Source organism: Micromonospora endolithica (assembly GCF_003626595.1).
GTDB lineage: Bacteria > Actinomycetota > Actinomycetes > Mycobacteriales > Micromonosporaceae > Micromonospora > Micromonospora endolithica.
The window spans coordinates 18544-35129 of record NZ_RBAK01000010.1 but is presented as its reverse complement, the minus strand read 5'-3'; the positions used below and the strand labels follow the sequence as shown (position 1 = coordinate 35129).

9 protein-coding genes are annotated in these 16586 nt (G+C 73.4%); 1 reads left to right on the top strand and 8 read right to left on the bottom strand.

Features of this window, described 5'->3' with window-relative positions; genetic code table 11:
• The first annotated feature begins 123 nt into the window (after nucleotides 1-123).
• The gene (locus D7223_RS22745; RefSeq protein WP_120730464.1) at nucleotides 124-1674 is read left to right on the top strand and encodes a GGDEF domain-containing protein; all 1551 of its coding nucleotides are present in this window, start codon (nucleotides 124-126) and stop codon (nucleotides 1672-1674) included.
• Between the two features lie 10 nt (nucleotides 1675-1684).
• On the opposite strand, the gene prfA is transcribed toward D7223_RS22745, so the two are convergent.
• From prfA to thrC, 8 genes are all read right to left on the bottom strand, one after another.
• Nucleotides 1685-2773 (bottom strand): peptide chain release factor 1, encoded by a 1089-nt coding sequence (gene prfA / locus D7223_RS22740; protein WP_120730463.1) that lies wholly within the window; start codon nucleotides 2771-2773, stop codon nucleotides 1685-1687.
• Nucleotides 2774-2905: 132 nt separating this feature from the next.
• Complete coding sequence (gene rpmE, locus D7223_RS22735) at nucleotides 2906-3130, bottom strand: 50S ribosomal protein L31 (protein WP_091103487.1); 225 nt, start codon at nucleotides 3128-3130, stop codon at nucleotides 2906-2908.
• A gap of 291 nt (nucleotides 3131-3421) precedes the next feature.
• On the bottom strand, nucleotides 3422-6913 hold the full coding sequence (locus tag D7223_RS22730; RefSeq protein ID WP_120730462.1) for a phosphodiester glycosidase family protein: 3492 nt from the start codon (nucleotides 6911-6913) through the stop codon (nucleotides 3422-3424).
• A gap of 202 nt (nucleotides 6914-7115) precedes the next feature.
• Nucleotides 7116-9287, bottom strand: coding sequence for a transcription termination factor Rho (gene rho / locus D7223_RS22725; RefSeq protein ID WP_120730461.1), 2172 nt, complete (start codon nucleotides 9285-9287; stop codon nucleotides 7116-7118).
• A gap of 295 nt (nucleotides 9288-9582) precedes the next feature.
• Nucleotides 9583-10527 (bottom strand): homoserine kinase, encoded by a 945-nt coding sequence (gene thrB / locus D7223_RS22720; protein WP_120730460.1) that lies wholly within the window; start codon nucleotides 10525-10527, stop codon nucleotides 9583-9585.
• Nucleotides 10528-10634: 107 nt separating this feature from the next.
• A complete protein-coding gene (locus D7223_RS22715; protein WP_120730459.1) occupies nucleotides 10635-11879 on the bottom strand; it encodes an MFS transporter in 1245 nt (414 codons plus the stop codon).
• 155 nt (nucleotides 11880-12034) lie between these two features.
• Nucleotides 12035-15406, bottom strand: a complete 3372-nt coding sequence (locus D7223_RS22710; RefSeq protein ID WP_120730458.1) for an efflux RND transporter permease subunit — start codon at nucleotides 15404-15406, stop codon at nucleotides 12035-12037.
• A 125-nt stretch (nucleotides 15407-15531) separates the two neighbouring features.
• Nucleotides 15532-16581, bottom strand: a complete 1050-nt coding sequence (gene thrC, locus D7223_RS22705; protein WP_120730457.1) for a threonine synthase — start codon at nucleotides 16579-16581, stop codon at nucleotides 15532-15534.
• Nucleotides 16582-16586 lie beyond the last annotated feature (5 nt).

Genomic DNA, 16586 nt, shown 5'->3' with positions numbered 1-16586 from the left:
CTTTTTCGCGTCTCGTCCCTTCGGACGGGTGTTGCGGCACGGTGGTCACGCCATAATCATGCAAGCGTCGCCACGCACAGCACGAGTGGATGCGGTCGGGCGCACACCGACAGGAGGTAACGGGTGGGCTGGCTCGACCGGGTCACCGACCAGGTTGACGCCCTCATCCGGGCGCGGGACCTCCAGGAGTCCAGCCGCTCCGCCGAGGCGTCCGCGATCCTGGACACCGTCCTGCGCACCACCACCGACCCGTACGCCCGGGCCGACGCGCTGGTGCAGCGCCTGTGCGCCCTGCTCAACCTGGGCCGCACGGCGGAGTACACCCGGGCCATCGAGGACGCGTCGGCGGCGGTCCGTGACCTCGCCGAGCCCTACCTGCACGGCCACCTCAACGCGCTCGCCGCGCTCGCCGCGCACCACCAGGGCGCCCTGGACCGGTGCGTCACCCACCTGGTGCGGGCCGCCCGCGCGCTCGGCGCCGTGGAGGACCCGGACCGGGACACCGCGTGGGGCTGGCACGACCTGGCGATGGCCTACTCCTACCTGGGCTTCCACGGCTATGCCCTCGGCGCCATCGAACGCGCCCGGCAGCTGGGCCTGGCCGCCGACATCCCGGAGGAGACCTTCGCCGCGCCCGGCATCCGGCTGCGCAACGCCGTCGCGCTGGACCACGCCGGCGACACCGATGGCTGCCTGCGGGTGCTGCGCGACGTCGCCTCCGACCTCGACCGGTTCCTGACCACCGGACGCACCGCCCGGATGCGACCGAGCAGCCTCGCCGCGTACGGCTACGCCGCCGCCCGCCGGGTCGCCCTCGGCGACCGCCTGGAGGTCGGCACGGACGCCGCACCGGCCCGGCTGCTCTCGCACGGCGGCGACAGCGTCCGCGCCCGGGACATGCGCCAGCTCGGTCAGGTGTGCCTGGCCATCGCCGAGGGACGGCCGATCGAGGCGGTCACCCGGCTGGACACCGTGCAGGTGTCCCAGGAGACGCTCGGCGCGGCCGAGCCGGCCCGGCTGCGCAGCGTCGCCCTCGCCCGGGCCGGCGACCACGCGGCGGCCCACCGCGTCGACCGGCTGGCGTTCCGGCTGGCGGCGCAGCGCAACGACCGGCTCCGGGACGTCTACATCGACGGCATCGCGGCCCGGATCGACCACGAGGAGATGCGCCGCGAGGCGGTCCGGTTCGAGGGCGAGGCGCTGACCGACCCCCTCACCGGCCTGCCCAACCGGCGCCGGCTGGAGCGCTACATCGCCGCCGTGGTGGCCCGGGGCGAGCGGGTGGTGATCGGCGTCTGCGACCTGGACGGCTTCAAGGCGGTGAACACCCGGCACGGGCACCACTCCGGCGACCTGGTCCTGCAACGCGTGGCCGGAGTGATCAACCGGGTGATGCGGCGCGGCGACTTCGTCGCCCGCTACGGCGGGGACGAGTTCGTGGTGGTCCTCTCCGACGCCGGCATGATCGAGGCGGGCGAGGTGGCCCGCCGGATCGACGCGGCGATCCGCACCGAGGACTGGGAGTCGCTGGTCCCCGGCACCCCGGTCGGGGTGAGCATCGGCTTCGCCGAGGTCGGCGGCGGCGGTCCGGACCTGCGTGACGCGCTCGGCATCGCCTTCGAGGCGGCCGACCGGGAGATGCTCCGCGCCAAGACCCGCCCCCGCGCCTCCTGACGGGCAGCCGTCAGCGGCGGGTCAGGTCGGGGGCGCCGCTCAGCCGGGCCGCGCGGTCGGCCTCGGCGAGGGCGTCCAGCACGCCGTCCAGGTCACCGCCCAGGGCAAGATCGAGGTTGTACGCGGTGTAGCCGATCCGGTGGTCGGTGATCCGGTTCTGCGGGAAGTTGTAGGTGCGGATCCGCTCCGAACGGTCCACCGTACGCACCTGTGCCTTGCGGGCGTCCGAGGCGGCCGCGTCGGCCTCCTCCTGCGCCGCCGCCAGCAGCCGGGCCCGCAGGATCCGCATCGCCTGCTCCCGGTTCTGGAGCTGGGACTTCTCGTTCTGGCAGGACACCACGATGCCGGTCGGCACATGGGTGATCCGCACCGCCGAGTCGGTGGTGTTCACCGACTGCCCACCCGGCCCGGACGAGCGGAACACGTCGATCCGCAGCTCGTTCGGGTCGATGGTGACGTCGACGTCCTCCGCCTCGGGCAGCACCAGCACGCCGGCGGCACTGGTGTGGATGCGTCCCTGCGACTCGGTGACCGGGACGCGCTGCACCCGGTGCACGCCGCCCTCCCACTTGAGCCGGGACCACACCCCGTTGCCGCCCTCCGGCACGCCCTTGGTCTTGATCGCCAGGGAGACGTCCTTGACCCCGCCGAGGTCGGAGTCCTGCGCGTCGATCACCTCGGTGAGCCAGCCGCGGCGTTCCGCGTACCGGGTGTACATGCGCAGCAGGTCGCCGGCGAACAGGGCGGACTCCTCGCCGCCCTCACCGGCCTTGATCTCGACGATGACGTCCTTGGCGTCGTGCGGGTCCCGCGGGATGAGCAGCTCGGCCAGCCGCTCCTCCAGCGCCGGCAGGGACACCGCGATCGACTCCGCCTCGGCGGCGAACGACGGGTCCTCGGCCACCAGTTCCCGGGCCGCGGCCAGGTCGGCGCGGGCCTGTTCCAGCTCGCCGGCCGCCTTGAACAGGGGCACCAGTTCGGCGTACCGCCGACCGACCCGGCGGGCGGTGTTCTGGTCGGCGTGGATCGCCGGGTCCGCCAGCCGCTTCTCCAACTCGGCGTACTCGTCGAGGAGGGCGGACAGACGCTCGCTGCTCATGCTGCGGGGCTCCTTCGACGGCGCGGGACGGGCGGACGGGCCGCGGCCCGGCGGGCACCGGGCCGGCCGGGGGCAGAACGCGGACGGCGCCCGCGTCCGGTGCGAAACCGGACGCGGGCGCCGAACGAGGAGTTACTTGGCCTTCTTGGCCTGAACCTTGGCGTACTTCTGCTGGAACTTGGCGACCCGGCCGGCGGTGTCCAGGACGCGCTGCTTGCCGGTGTAGAAGGGGTGGCAGGCGCTGCAGGTCTCGACGTGGATCGAGCCGCCCTTGGCGGTGCTGCGGGTCGTGAAGGTGTTGCCGCAGGAGCAGGTGACGTCGGTGGTCACGTACTCCGGGTGGATGTTGGGCTTCATGTCGCCTCGGTCCTTTCGTGGGTGGTCGCCGGGTCGCCCCCGTCGCCTGGTGCGCGACGGTTGTCGGGCGTGAACCGGAACCGGTGGCCGATTGACCAGTGTGCCATGGGCGTACGCCGGCCCGGCAGTCGGGCCGCACAGCGGGTCCGGCATCGACAACGTACGCCCCTGCGTCCGCATTCCCGCCGGGAGGCCGAGCATTCGTCCGCCCGCCGCCGCGCCCGTCGCCCGCCCGTTAGGAAGGGCCCCTTTACCCGCACCAGGCGTTAACAAGGGGCCCTTCCTTACCCCTCAGCGGGTGAGGGTGCGGACCGCCTCGGCGCGTACGCCGTTGACGTCGACCGCGAGCCGCACCGTGGCGCCGGGGCGCAGGGCGGTGAGCCGGCCGGTGGCCGGGTCGAAGCGGGCCACGTGCCACGGTCGCAGCCCGAGGACCGAGCCGACGTGCAGGTTCGACGAGGCGGACCAGTCCGCGCTCACCGGGGCGGCCACCGGCACCGTACGCCCGCCCGGCTGGGTCACCGTCGCGGTGACCGGCACCGGCGCGCCGACCGCGACGGTGGCCGGCACGTCCAGCGTCAGGGCGTCGACGTGCGGGTGGAACTCGGCGGTCACCCACCGTGGGCCCTCGGTCAGCGGGTTCCGCCGGGCCCGGTCGGCCTCGGCCGGGGTGACCGGGTCCACCCCGAACTCGGTCCAGCCGGTGAAGCCGCCCTGGTCGGCGGGGCTGGACGGGCCCTTGCCGGAGTTGCCGTTGACGACGTACGGGACACCGTCGATCCGGTCGGCGTGGAACGTGCCGACGTGCCCGCCGACGAACATCGCCCCCTTGCCGGTGCGGTGCTGGAAGTCGGCCAGCCACTGCTCCAGCAGCGCCGCCTCCTTCCGGTCGCCGAGCTGGCTGGCCTTGGCCGCCCCCGGGTCGCGCGGCGGGTGGTGGTGCACCACGACCACGGAACCGACCCGGTCGTCCCCGGCGGCGGAGTCGAGCGCCTCCCGCAGCATCCGGACCTGGTCGAAGCCGCCGCCGCGCAGCGTCCCGGTGGATGAGTCGAGGGTGACGAAGCGGGTGCCCCGGTGGTCGAAGACCCGCCGGGTGGCGCCGAAGACGGCCCGGAAGTTGTCGATCGGGGCGCCCATGATCTCGTGGTTGCCGGGGACGTAGTGGTACGGGATCTCCCCGCCCAGCTCCTCGTCCAGGATCCGCTTGGCCAGCGCGAAGTCCGCCGGGTAGGCGGTGTCCACCAGGTCGCCGCCGATCACCAGGAAGTCCGGCTTCGCGGCCCGGACCTCGCGCAGCGTACGGCGGGCCTGGGCGACCAGGTCGCTGTCCGGGTCGGCGGCGACGAACTGCGCGTCGGACAGCACCGCGAACCGCCACGGCGCGCCGTCCACGGTGCCGTCGCGCAGCACCACCCGGTCGGTACGCGGCACCTCGGCCGGCACGTCGACCGTGGGCGGCACCTTGGCCACCAGGTCGTCGATGACCACCTCGCTGCGGTACTGCGCGTCGGCACGGGTCTCGGCGACGTAGAACCGGCGGACCCGCACCGGGTACTGCACGCCGGACGGGACGGTGAACTCGACGTACCGCCAGCCGGTCCAGTCGACCAGCGGGCCGCGCAGCACGTGCTGGGTGTCCTGGGCGTCGTGCAGGTGCAGGCTCGGCCACTCCCCGGTGCCGTTGCCGTGGATCCACATCCCGAAGGCCTGCGGCTGACCGGGTACCGGAATCCAGGCCGGCGGGTTCGCGTACGCGGCCCGGGTGCCGGTCGACTGGCTGAAGTCGTACGTCATCCGCAGGCCGGTGCCGGTGCGGCCCGGCACCGGCGTGACGGCCCCGTCGGCGCGGGCCTGGCTGAACGTCCAAGAGGCGGCGTCGTCGAAGCCGGCCACCGGCACGTCGGTCAGCCCGACGGTCACCGGTACGACCGTGCGGTGGGCTCCGACGTGGACGGTGACGAGCGTGGACCCGTTGTCCCGCAGGGCGGTGACGGACAGGTTGCCGTCCTCGGTGGGGGTGATCCGGAGCAGGTCCCGGTCGTAGTCCAGCCTCAGGTCGGCCGGCTCGATCGGCGCGGTGTTGCCCTCGGCGTCGTAGCCGACCACACCGAACAGACCGGTCCCGTCGGCGGCGGAAAGCCCGACCCGGTCCACCGTGGAGTCGAGGCGGGCCAGCGGGCCGAGCACGGTGAGGTCGATGGCGCCCCGCGCGGAGCCTCGCGAAGCGGTGACGGTGGTGCCGCCGGGCAGCCCGGCCCGGAAGACGCCGGAGCGGGACACCAGGCCGCGCACCGCCGGGGTGGCCCGCCACGTCGGCGCGCCGGCCGCCGGGCCGTACGTCTCGTCGTGGCCGGCCGCGGTGAGCCGACGGGTCAGCCCGGGAAACACCCGGTCGGGGCGGCCACCGCGCACCGGAGAGACGCCCGGCGCGGTGGTGGGGTCGCTGGCCGTCTCCAGCCAGTAGCCGGTGAGCCGGCCGCTGCCCTTCGGGGCGTACAGGGCGAGGCCGTTGGGCACCGCCCGCTCGGTGCCGTCGGACGGGCTGTTCTCCACCTGCACCGCCGCCGCGCCCGGCTCGCGGGCGAGCAGCGTGGACGATCCGCCGCCGTCGAGGTTCAGCGCGTGGTGGGCGCCGAGTTCGGCCATCATCCGGCCCATCTCGGTCTGGGTGACGCCCCGGCTGTCGAGCTGCCGCCCGTCCACCGTGAGCATGATCATGCGTCGGCCGTCGGCGGAGAAGCCGACCGCGGTGCGCGGGGCCAGGGAGGTGTCGGCGATGCTCTGCACCGCCCCGTCGCGGACCAGCACGTTGCCGCCGCCGACCGCGGCGCGCACGGTACCGCCGTCGGCGGGCTTCGGGCGGTACGTGACGTCGACCGGGTCGCCGGTGCGCAGGCCGGCGAGGGCGTCCGCGCCGGCGTCGCGGCCGAGCAGGACGGTGGTGCCGGCCGGGATCGGCCCGCTGCCGGCGCCGGTGGCCACCCCGGCCACGCGACCGCCGACCACGGTGACCTCGGTGACGCGGCCGGCGCCGGCGACCGCGCGCTCCCGGGTGTACGTGCCCCAGAGCGACGTGAACACGCCGACGCCGTTGGCCTGGACCATGTTGTTGAACTGGGTCAGCGGCACCGGCCCGGCGGGCAGGGCGGCGGTGCCGTCGAAGTTCACCTCGACGACCCGGCCCAGCCCGTCGCCGGTGATGGCCGCCGCGTTGCGGTGCCCGTCGACCGCGGACTGGACGAGTTCCCCGTCGCGGATGCCGACGCCCTGGGCGGCGCCGGAGTTGTTGATGTCGAAGAAGTCGCCGTTGACGGCGGCGACGGCCCGTGCGGCGTCCACCGCGCCACGCAGCGGTGCGGCCCGGCTGACCGCGCCCGAGTTGACGTAGTCCACGGTGATGCCGCCGCGCAGGTCAGCGGTGAGGGCGTCCGCCCGCAGCCAACCGGCGGCGTCGTACCGGTCGAAGGAGGTGAGGTCGAGCCCCGGCGCGACCGGGCGGGTGGTCTTCGTGGTCTCCAGACCACCGGCCGGTTCGACGCCCGCCGGGGTCGCCGTGGTCGCGACGCTCGCGGCCGGATCCGCCGCCAGGGTGACCGAACCGCTGGCGTACGAGGAGGCGCGGGGCACGTCCTCGGCGGCGGTGCCGGCCGGCGGGGCGGGTGCCGGGGGTGCCGCCGCGCCGGCCGTCGAAGCTGTCGGAGCCATGACGCTCGTCGCCGCGAGCAGCGGCGTCAGCAGCAGCACGCCAGCGAGTCGGGTTGATCGTCTGCGGGTACGCATGGACGACAGTCAACCCGAGGGTGAACAGAAGTTTCAAGACCCGATGCCTGAACTGAAAGAAAACTCCATCGGCTCCCCGGCGTCGCGGAGGTGACATTCCGTCACGACGCGGACGATGGAGTTTCTCCCGCCCCGGCACGCACGAAGGGCACGGCCCCGTTGACGGGGGCCGTGCCCTTCGTGCGGTCTCCGACCGGGGAGGTCACTCCCCCGGCGTCGACTTGGCGATCTGCATCAGGAACTCGATGTTGGTGCGGGACTGCTTGAGCCGGTCGAGCAGCAGGTCCAGGGCGGCCTGGGAGTCCAGCGAGTGCAGGACCTTGCGCAGCTTGTGGATGATGGCCAGCTCCTCGGGCGCGAGCAGGACCTCCTCCTTGCGCGTACCGGACGGGTTGATGTCGATGGCCGGGAAGGTCCGCTTGTCGGCGATCTTCCGGTCCAACTTCAGCTCCGCGTTACCGGTGCCCTTGAACTCCTCGAAGATGACCGTGTCCGCCATGGACCCGGTCTCCACCAGCGCGGTGGCGAGGATGGTCAGCGAGCCGCCGTTCTCGATGTTGCGCGCCGCACCCAGGAACCGCTTCGGCGGGTAGAGCGCGGTCGAGTCGATACCACCGGACATGATCCGGCCGCTGGCCGGCGCCGCCAGGTTGTACGACCGACCGAGCCGGGTCACCGAGTCGAGCAGCACGACCACGTCGTGGCCCAGCTCGACCAGGCGCTTGGCCCGCTCGATCGCCAGTTCGGCGACCGTGGTGTGGTCCTGCGGCGGCCGGTCGAACGTGGCCGCGATGACCTCGCCCTTCACCGACCGCTGCATGTCGGTGACCTCTTCCGGACGCTCGTCCACCAGCACCACCATCAGGTGGCACTCCGGGTTGTTCCGGGTGATCGCGTTGGCGATCGCCTGGAGCACCATGGTCTTGCCGGCCTTGGGCGGGGACACGATCAGCGCCCGCTGCCCCTTGCCGATCGGCATGACCAGGTCGATGACCCGGGTGGTGAGGATGTGCGGCTCGGTCTCCAGCCGCAGCCGCTCCTGCGGGTAGAGCGGCGTCAACTTGTAGAACTCGGGGCGGCGCCGGGCCTCCTCCGGCTCCATGCCGTTGATCGTGTCCAGCCGGACCAGCGGGTTGTACTTGTCCCGCCGCTGCTCACCGTCGCGCGCCGCGCGGACCGCACCGGTGATCGCGTCACCACGGCGCAGGCCGTACTTCTTGATCTGCGACATCGACACGTACACGTCGTTCGGGCCGGCCAGGTAGCCGGTGGTCCGGACGAAGGCGTAGTTGTCCAGCACGTCGATGATGCCGGCCACCGGAACGAGCACGTCGTCGTCGGCGACCTGGGGCTCACGCCCACCGGAGTCACCGCCGTCGACCCGGTCGTTGCGGCCGCGCCGACGGTCCCGGAACCGGCTGCGCCGGCCCCGCCGGCCGCCGTTCTCGTCGTCGTCACCGTCGTTGTCCCGGTCCCGGTTGTCCCGCTCGGCGCGCTGACCCCGGTCGTTGCGGTCACCCCGGTCGTTGCGGTCGCCCCGGTCACCGCGGTCGTTGCGGTCACCCCGGTCGTTGCGCTCGGCCCGGTCACCGCGGTCGTTGCGGTCACCCCGGTCGTTGCGCTCGGCGCGCTCGTTACGGTCACCGCGCTCGGCCCGGTCGCCCCGGTCGTTACGGTCGCCGCGCTCGGCCCGGTCACCCCGGTCATTCCGCTCGCCGCGCTCGGCCCGGTCGGCCCGGTCGGTCCGCTCGGCCCGGTCGGTCCGCTCGCCGCGTTCGGTGCGATCGCCGCGCTCGGCCCGGTCACCCCGGTCGGCACGCTCGTTGCGGTCACCCCGCTCGGCACGCTCCCGACCGCCACGACCCTCGCCGGCCCGGTCGCCGACCTCGGCCTCGTCGGTACGCGGCTCTTCGGTGCGCGGCTCGGCGGCACGCGGCTCGGCGGCACCCGCCTCGCCACCCCGGGTCTCGGCCGTGGCAGCCCGGCCACGCCGGGTGCGGGTACGACCACCGGACTCGCCGCCGGCCGGCTCGGCCGGTGGCTGCTCCGCCGTACGGCGTTCGGCCTCCGGTCGCTCGACGGTCTCGCGGACCTCGTCCCGGGCGGGCGCGGCCGCGGCCGCTACCTCGGCCCGCGGTCGAGGGGTCCCGGCGGCGGCACCGCCGCCCTGCCGCTCGGAGATCGCGCTGATCAACTCGCCCTTACGCATGCGAGCCGTACCCGAGATGCCGAGCGACGCGGCCAGGCTCTGCAGCTCCGGCAGCAGCATCGCCGACAGACCGGTGCCGCTGCGCCGACGACGGGCAGGGGCGGCAGTGGTGGCATCGCCAGCGACGTTGGAAACATCCGACGTCACGTCGGTGGTGTCGCTCAATGGATTCCTTCCCTCGATAGGCCGGGACTGCCCGGGATCGACGAACAAGGTGGCCGGGCGGCCTCGGTGCACCCGCCTCGCATGGACGCGTCGCGGGAGTCTGTGACACAGCAGCCGGTCGGTTTTCCGACCCACCAACGTCGGTGGACGGATCTCGCCGTCTGCGGCGACCTGTGAAGACTGCGGTGCGGCGTGGGCCTAGGCAGGGGTGACGGGCTACCGCCGAGAGCTTCGGGGGTGCGCCGACCCGCAGGGAGATCGCATGCTTCGCGGCTGTGCTAAGTCTAGAGCGTAATCAACTCTTCCGACCTGCGGCAACAGGGTCCCGCTCCGCGTGTCCCAGTCTACCCCGACCAACCCGGGCGCCGTGCACGTCTGTACCCAACCGGAGGACCCGCCAACCTGTTCCCGGGTGGAAATCCTCCGGCGGCTCGGTCAACGCCAGCACCGTCGGACCGGCCCCACTGACCACGGCCGCCACACCGGCCTCACGCAAATCGCTGACCAGCGCGGATGTCGCCGGCATGCCGTCGGCCCGGTAGGCCTGGTGCAGCCGGTCCACCGTCGCGGGCAGCAGCAGAGCCGGCTCGGCGGTCAACGCGTGCACGAGCAGCGCGGCCCGCCCGGCGTTCGACGCGGCGTCACCGTGCGGCACGGTCGCCGGCAGCGCCGCCCGCGCGGCTGCGGTCAGGCCCCGCTCGGCGGGCACGAAGACCACCGGCCGGATGCCGTCGGCCACCGGCAACGATACGGCCCGCGCGCCCGCCGGTTCGGTCCACGCCACGGTGAAGCCCCCGAGCAGGCACGGCGCCACGTTGTCCGGATGGCCCTCGATCCCGGCGGCGAGCCGCAGCACCGCCTCGCCGTCGAGCCGCCGCTCACCGTCCACCACCAACGCGCGGGCGAGCAGCACACCGGCGACGATCGCGGCGGACGACGAGCCCAGCCCGCGCGCCTGCGGGATGCGGTTGACGCACTCCACCGCCAACCCCGGCGGCTGGCCGCCGAGCGCGTCGAACGCCGCCCGCATCGCGCTCACCACCAGGTGCCGGTCGTCGTCCGGCAGCTCCCCGGCGCCCTCGCCGGTCACCGCCACCGTGACACCGGCCGGCCGCACCTCGGCCACGACGTCGTCGTGCAGCATCAGGGCGAGCCCGAGCGCGTCGAACCCCGGGCCCAGGTTGGCGCTGGTGGCGGGGACCCGGACCCGGACCGGCCCGGAGGCGAATGTCGTCGGCACGCGCCCATGCTAGGGCCCCGCACCGACACCTCGGGTCATCGTCCGGCCGATGGGACACCGGCGCGCCGGCCATCGGCCGGAGGGACGCGGCGGTGCGGGCCCGACGGCTACCGGACCACCGACGGGTCCGGCTCAGCGACCGGGTCGGTGAGCGAGAGCTGTCGGGTGGCGACCCGCCAGCCGATCGCGTAGACCAGGGTGACCAGGCCGCAGCCGGCCAGCACCACCCGCTCGTCGACGATGTCCACGACCGAGGCCACCACCAGCTGACTCACCGAGATGGCCAGGGTCGCCAGCATCATGTCGGTGGCGAACACCCGTCCGCGCAGCCGGTCCGGCACCTCGCCCTGGAGGGCGAAGTTCGACATCACCCAGTTGCTGCCGCCGGCGAAGTGCGCGACGAACACCAGCACCAGGACCAGGGGGAACCACCCGACGACCGAGGTTCCCAGGTAGGCCAGGCCGTACAGCGACATGGACAACGCCAGCCCCGGCAGCAGCCAGGCCCGGTTGCCGAGCACCCGGCGCATCAGGATCGGACCGACCAGGGCACCCGCGCCGCGTACCGCGAACAGCAGGCCGGCACCGAGCGCGCCGACGCCGTACACCCCGGCGAGCAGCGGAAAAACGGTCAGCACTCCGTTGCCCAACCCGACCGCCGACTTCACCGTCACCAACGCCAGCACCCGTGGGCGGTGCCCGATGTAACCGAGCGCCTCGCGGATCGCCACCCATGTCTGCTGCGCGGGCCGGTCCCGGTCCCGTGGGGCCTGCAGCGGCCGGCGGATCCAGGCGGCCAGCAGCGCGGCGAGCACCAGGCCGCCCGCCCCCACCCAGAAGCAGACGTACGGGCCGGCCACCGCGCTGAGCACCCCGCCGAGCGAGGCGCCGACCACCGTCATCGTGCCCCACGCCGAACCCGCTACCGCGTTTCCGGCGGCCAGCTCTTCCGGATCCAGGACGTTCGGCAGGGCGGCCTGGGCGGCCGGCGAGTAGAACGCCTTGGCGACCGCCACCACGCCGATCCCGAGCATCGCCAGCCACGCCGTGCCCGAACCGCGTACCCCGAGCAGCAGCAGCACGCCGCCCAGCGCGGCCACGTTCGCCGCGATCATGATCTTCCGGCGGTCGATCCGGTCGGCGATCGTCCCGGTGTACGGCAACAGCAGCGCCACGATGCCGGTGTCGACGGCGAGCACCAGTGCGCCCCACACGCCACTGCCGGTCAGCTTCGGCAACAGCACCAGCAGCGGCACCATGACGAACCAGTCGGCACCGAAGACCACCAGCTCGGCCAGGAAGAGATTGCGGAAGTTCCGGTTGCGGCGCAGGACCGAGAGGGCGGACGGCACGGACCGGACCCTACCCGGCCGCCCCGCGACCGTCCTCCGCCCCGCGCACACCCGACACCCGGACCGCGCACCTCCGCCCGCACCGGCGGTCTCCCGGAAAGTGTGGCCATCCCGCGCGGAACGGCCACACTCTCCGGGAAACCGTGCCCGCTGATCTATTCGGTGGGGGGCAGCGGGGAGGTGCGGCTCTTCGGCAGGCGCAGGACCTCGAACTGGTCGGTGCCGTCGATGAGCGCACCCGAGGGGGCCGGCCGTGACCGGGGCTCGGTGGAACCCCCGTCGCCGGGAGCGCCCGTGACGGAAGCACCGCCGGCGGCCCGCCCCGACCCGGCCGTGACCGGGTCACCGGCGGCACCGCCGACCGGGGTGGCACCGCCGGCCGGAGAGGGGACGTCCTCGCCCGGGGTGGCACCGCCGGCCGAAGACCCGGAGCCGCCGCCCGCGTCCGCCGGAGCGCCGCCGGAGCGACGGCGGGCACGACGGGCCCGCAGCGACTCCTTGGTGTTCTCCACCATCGCGTACAGCGTCGGCACCAGGATCAGGGTCAGCAGGGTCGAGCTGAGCAGACCGCCGATCACCACGATCGCCAGCGGCTTCGAGATGAAGCCGCCCTCACCGGTCAGGCCCATCGCCATCGGCAGCAGCGCGAAGATGGTCGCCACCGCGGTCATCAGGATCGGCCGCAGTCGACGCCGGCCGCCCTCCACCACCGCCTCCTGGACGCCCATGCCCTGCGCGCGGTACTGGTTGACCAGGTCGAGCAGCACGATCGCGTTGGTCACCACGATGCCGACCAGCATGAGCACGCCGATCAGCGCCGGCACGCCCAACGGGGTGCCGGTGGCCAGCAGCAGACCGATCGCGCCGGTCGCCGCGAACGGGATGGAGATCAGCAGGATCAGCGCCTGGGTCAGGCTGCGGAACGTGGCCACCATGATCAGGAAGACGATCGCGATGGCCGCCAGCACCGCCAGTCCGAGGTCGGCGAAGGCCTCCTCCTGGTCGGCGCTGACGCCACCGATGGCGAAGGTCGCCCCCGGCACGTCGATGCCGTCCAGCTTCTTCTGCAACTCCTGGCTGATCGCACCCAGGTTGGAGCCGGTGGCGGCACCGGTGACCGAGACACTGCGCTCGCCGTCCACCCGGGTGACCTGCTGCGGCCCGGCGGCCGTGGTGATCTCGGCGATGTCGTCGAGCTTCACCGGACCGACCGGCAGCGCCCGGAGCTGGTCGACGGTCACCGGCGGCGGGGCGGTGCTCCGCAGCACCACGTCCTGCTGCCCGTCGTCGAGGGTCACCTGGCCCAGTGGGGCACCCCGGTACGCCTGGGCGACCAGCTGCCCGACCGCCGCCTCGCTGAGTCCGTACCGCCCGGCGGCCAGCCGGTCGACGGTGACCTGGACCCGGTCCACCCGGGCCGCGAGGCCGGTGGTCACGTCCTCGACGCCGTCGAGGCCCTTCATCGCCGCCTCGACCTCGCCGACGGCCCGCTCCAGCACCTCCGGCTCGCCGGCCTGGACGACCACCTCGAGCTGGTTGGCGGACGCGCCGCCCTGCCCGGCGCCGAAGGTGAACTCGCCGGCCCCGTCGCCGAGCGCCGCGAACTTCTCCCGCAGGATCCCGCGCATCTCCTTGGCGTCGGTCTCGTCACCGAGCGACAGCGACCAGGTAGCGACGTTGTTGCCGCCGCCACCGGCCCACGGGGTGTCCCCGGAGCCGGCCGTCACCTGGTAGGTCTCGACGCCGTCGGTGCCGGCCAGCACCGCCTCGACCTGGCGGGCCGCCGCGTCGGTGCCGGCCAGGCCGGTGCCCGCCGGCAGTTCCTGGCTGATGTTCATGGTGTCCTGGCCGGAGTCGTCCAGGAAGTTCGTCTCGAGCTGCCGGGACAGGCCGAAGGTGCCGAAGAGCACCAGCACGCCGAGTCCGAGGGTGATCCAGCGGGTCGCCCGCTTACCGGTGGCGAAGCCGATCACCGGCAGGTACGCGCGCTGCAACGGGCTGCGAAGTTCCTTCTCCTCCGCCGCCCGGCGGACCGCCGCGTCGTCCACGGTGGAGCCGGCGGGCCTGAGGAACCAGTACGCCAGCACCGGGATGACGGTCAGCGACACCAGCAGCGAGGCGAGCAGCGCCACCGTCACGGTGATCGCGAACGGCGCGAAGAGCTGCCCGACGAAGCCGCCCACCAGCGCGATCGGCGCGAACACGGCGACCGTGGTCAGTGTGGACGCGGTCACCGCGCCGGCGACCTCCCGCACCGCGGTGAGGATGGCGGTCCGCTTCTCCTCGCCGTACTCCAGGTGTCTCTTGATGTTCTCCAGCACCACGATCGAGTCGTCGACCACCCGGCCGACCGCGATGGTGAGCGCGCCGAGGGTGAGCAGGTTGAGCGAGTAGTCGCCGACCCAGAGGGCGATCAGCGCCACCACCACCGACAGCGGGATGGAGACCGCGGTGACGACGGTGGAGCGTACCGAGAGCAGGAAGACCAGGATGACCACGACGGCCATGACCAGACCCAGCAGGCCCTCGGTGGTCAGGCTCTCGATCGACTTCTCGACGAACGGCGCCTGGTCGAAGACCACGGTCAGCTCGGCGCCGGACGCGGTCCGCAGGTCGGCGAGCCGGTCGCGGATCTCGTGCGAGATCTCCACCGCGTTGCCGTCCGGCGCGGCCGTGACGGCGACGCCGAGGCTGTCCTTGCCGTTGGTACGGGTGATCGCGGTGGCCGGGGCGAGCTGCTGCTCGACCGAGGCTACGTCGCCGAGCCGGACCGGTACGGCCGGCGGGGTGCGCGGGATGACGATGCCGCGCAGGTCGTCGATGCCGGCCAGCGGGGTGCCCACCTGGACCGGCAGTCCACGGGTCCCGTCGACGACGGCGCCGGCCGGCACCGCCACGCCGTTGCTGCGCAGGGCCTCCCCGATCGCGGTCGGCGCGAGGCGCGCGGCGGCCAGCTTGGCCGGGTCCGGGGTGACCACCACGACCTCGTCGCGGGTGCCGGTCACCTCGACGGTGCGGACCCCCTCGATGGCCTCCAGCTCGGGTACGACGGTGGTCCGCAGCTTCTCGCCCAGGGCCCGCTGGTCGTCACCGCCGGCGGCGGCGATCACCACGGCCGGGAGGTCGTCGGTGCTGCCGACGATGACCTGCGGGTCGACGCCCTCCGGCAGTTGCGCGTCGATCCGGTTGAGCGCGGTCTGCATCTTGTTGGAGATGTCGTCCAGGTCGGTGCCGAACTCGTACTGCACCTGGACGGTCGTCGAGCCCTCACGCGAGGTCGAGGTGACCTTCTCCAGGCCGGTGATGCCCTGGAGGCTGTTCTCGATCGGCTCGGTGACCTGGGACTCGACGATCTCCGGGCCGGCGCCGGGGTACGCGGCGACGATGAACGCGGCCGGGAACTCCAGCGACGGCAGGAGTTGCTGCTTCAGCGACGGTACGGCGAACGCACCGAACGCCGTGGTCACCACCGCGATGAGGGCAATCAGCCCCCGGTTGGCGAGGCTGAATCTGGCGAGCAGCGACATCGGCGTGGCTCACTCCTGAAGGGGAAACTGTTTCGGGATCACCCAGAGTGTCCCCCACCCGATCTCCACCGCCCTCGCCGGGCTCCGCGTCGCCGCACCCGGCGGACGGGCGCGGCCGGTCCCGGTCAGGCCAGGTCGAGGGAGCGGGCCGCGGCGAGGGGGTCGTTGGCGATGGTGACCGGGGCGGGCGCGGTCGTGATGGCCCACTCCGGGTCCTTCAGGCCGTGCCCGGTGACCGTGCAGACGACCGTGGAACCGGCCGGGACCCGTCCCTGCGCGGCCTGCTGGAGCAGACCGGCCACGCTCGCCGCGCTGCCCAACTCCACGAAGACGCCGACCTCGCGGGCGAGCAGCCGGTACGCGGCCAGGATCTCCCGGTCGGTCACCGCGGCGATCAGACCGCCGGAGGAGTCCCGGGCGTCCAGCGCCTTCGTCCAGCTCGCCGGGTTGCCGATGCGGATCGCGGTGGCGATGGTCGACGGCTCGCGGACCACCTTGCCGGTGACGATGGGCGCGGCACCGGAGGCCTGGAAGCCGTACATCTTCGGGGCGCGGGTGGTGTTGCCGGCGGCGAGGTCCTCGGAGTAGCCCAGCCAGTACGCCGACACGTTGCCGGCGTTGCCGACCGGCAGGCAGTGGATGTCCGGTGCGTCGCCGAGCGCCTCGACGATCTCGAACGCGGCCGTCTTCTGCCCGTGCAGGCGGTCGATGTTGACCGAGTTGACCAGGGCCACCGGGTAGTCCTGGGCGAGCTTCGCGGCCAGCGCCAAACAGTCGTCGAAGTTGCCGGTGACCTGGAGCAGCTTGGCGCCGTGCACCAGCGCCTGGGCGAGCTTGCCGAGTGCGATCTTGCCCTGCGGCACGAGGACGGCGCAGGTCAGGCCGGCGCGGGCCGCGTACGCGGCGGCGGAGGCGCTGGTGTTGCCGGTGGAGGCGCAGATGATCGCCTTGTTGCCGGCCTCGACCGCCTTGGAGACGGCCAGCGTCATGCCCCGGTCCTTGAAGGAGCCGGTCGGGTTGGCCCCCTCGACCTTCAACCAGACGTCACAGCCGAGCCGGGCCGAGAGCACCGGCGCGGGCAGCAGCGGGGTGTTCCCCTCGTGCAGGGTGACGACGGGCGTGGCCTCGGTGACCGGCAGCCGGTCGGCGTACGCGTCGATCAGACCCCGCCACATGTCGC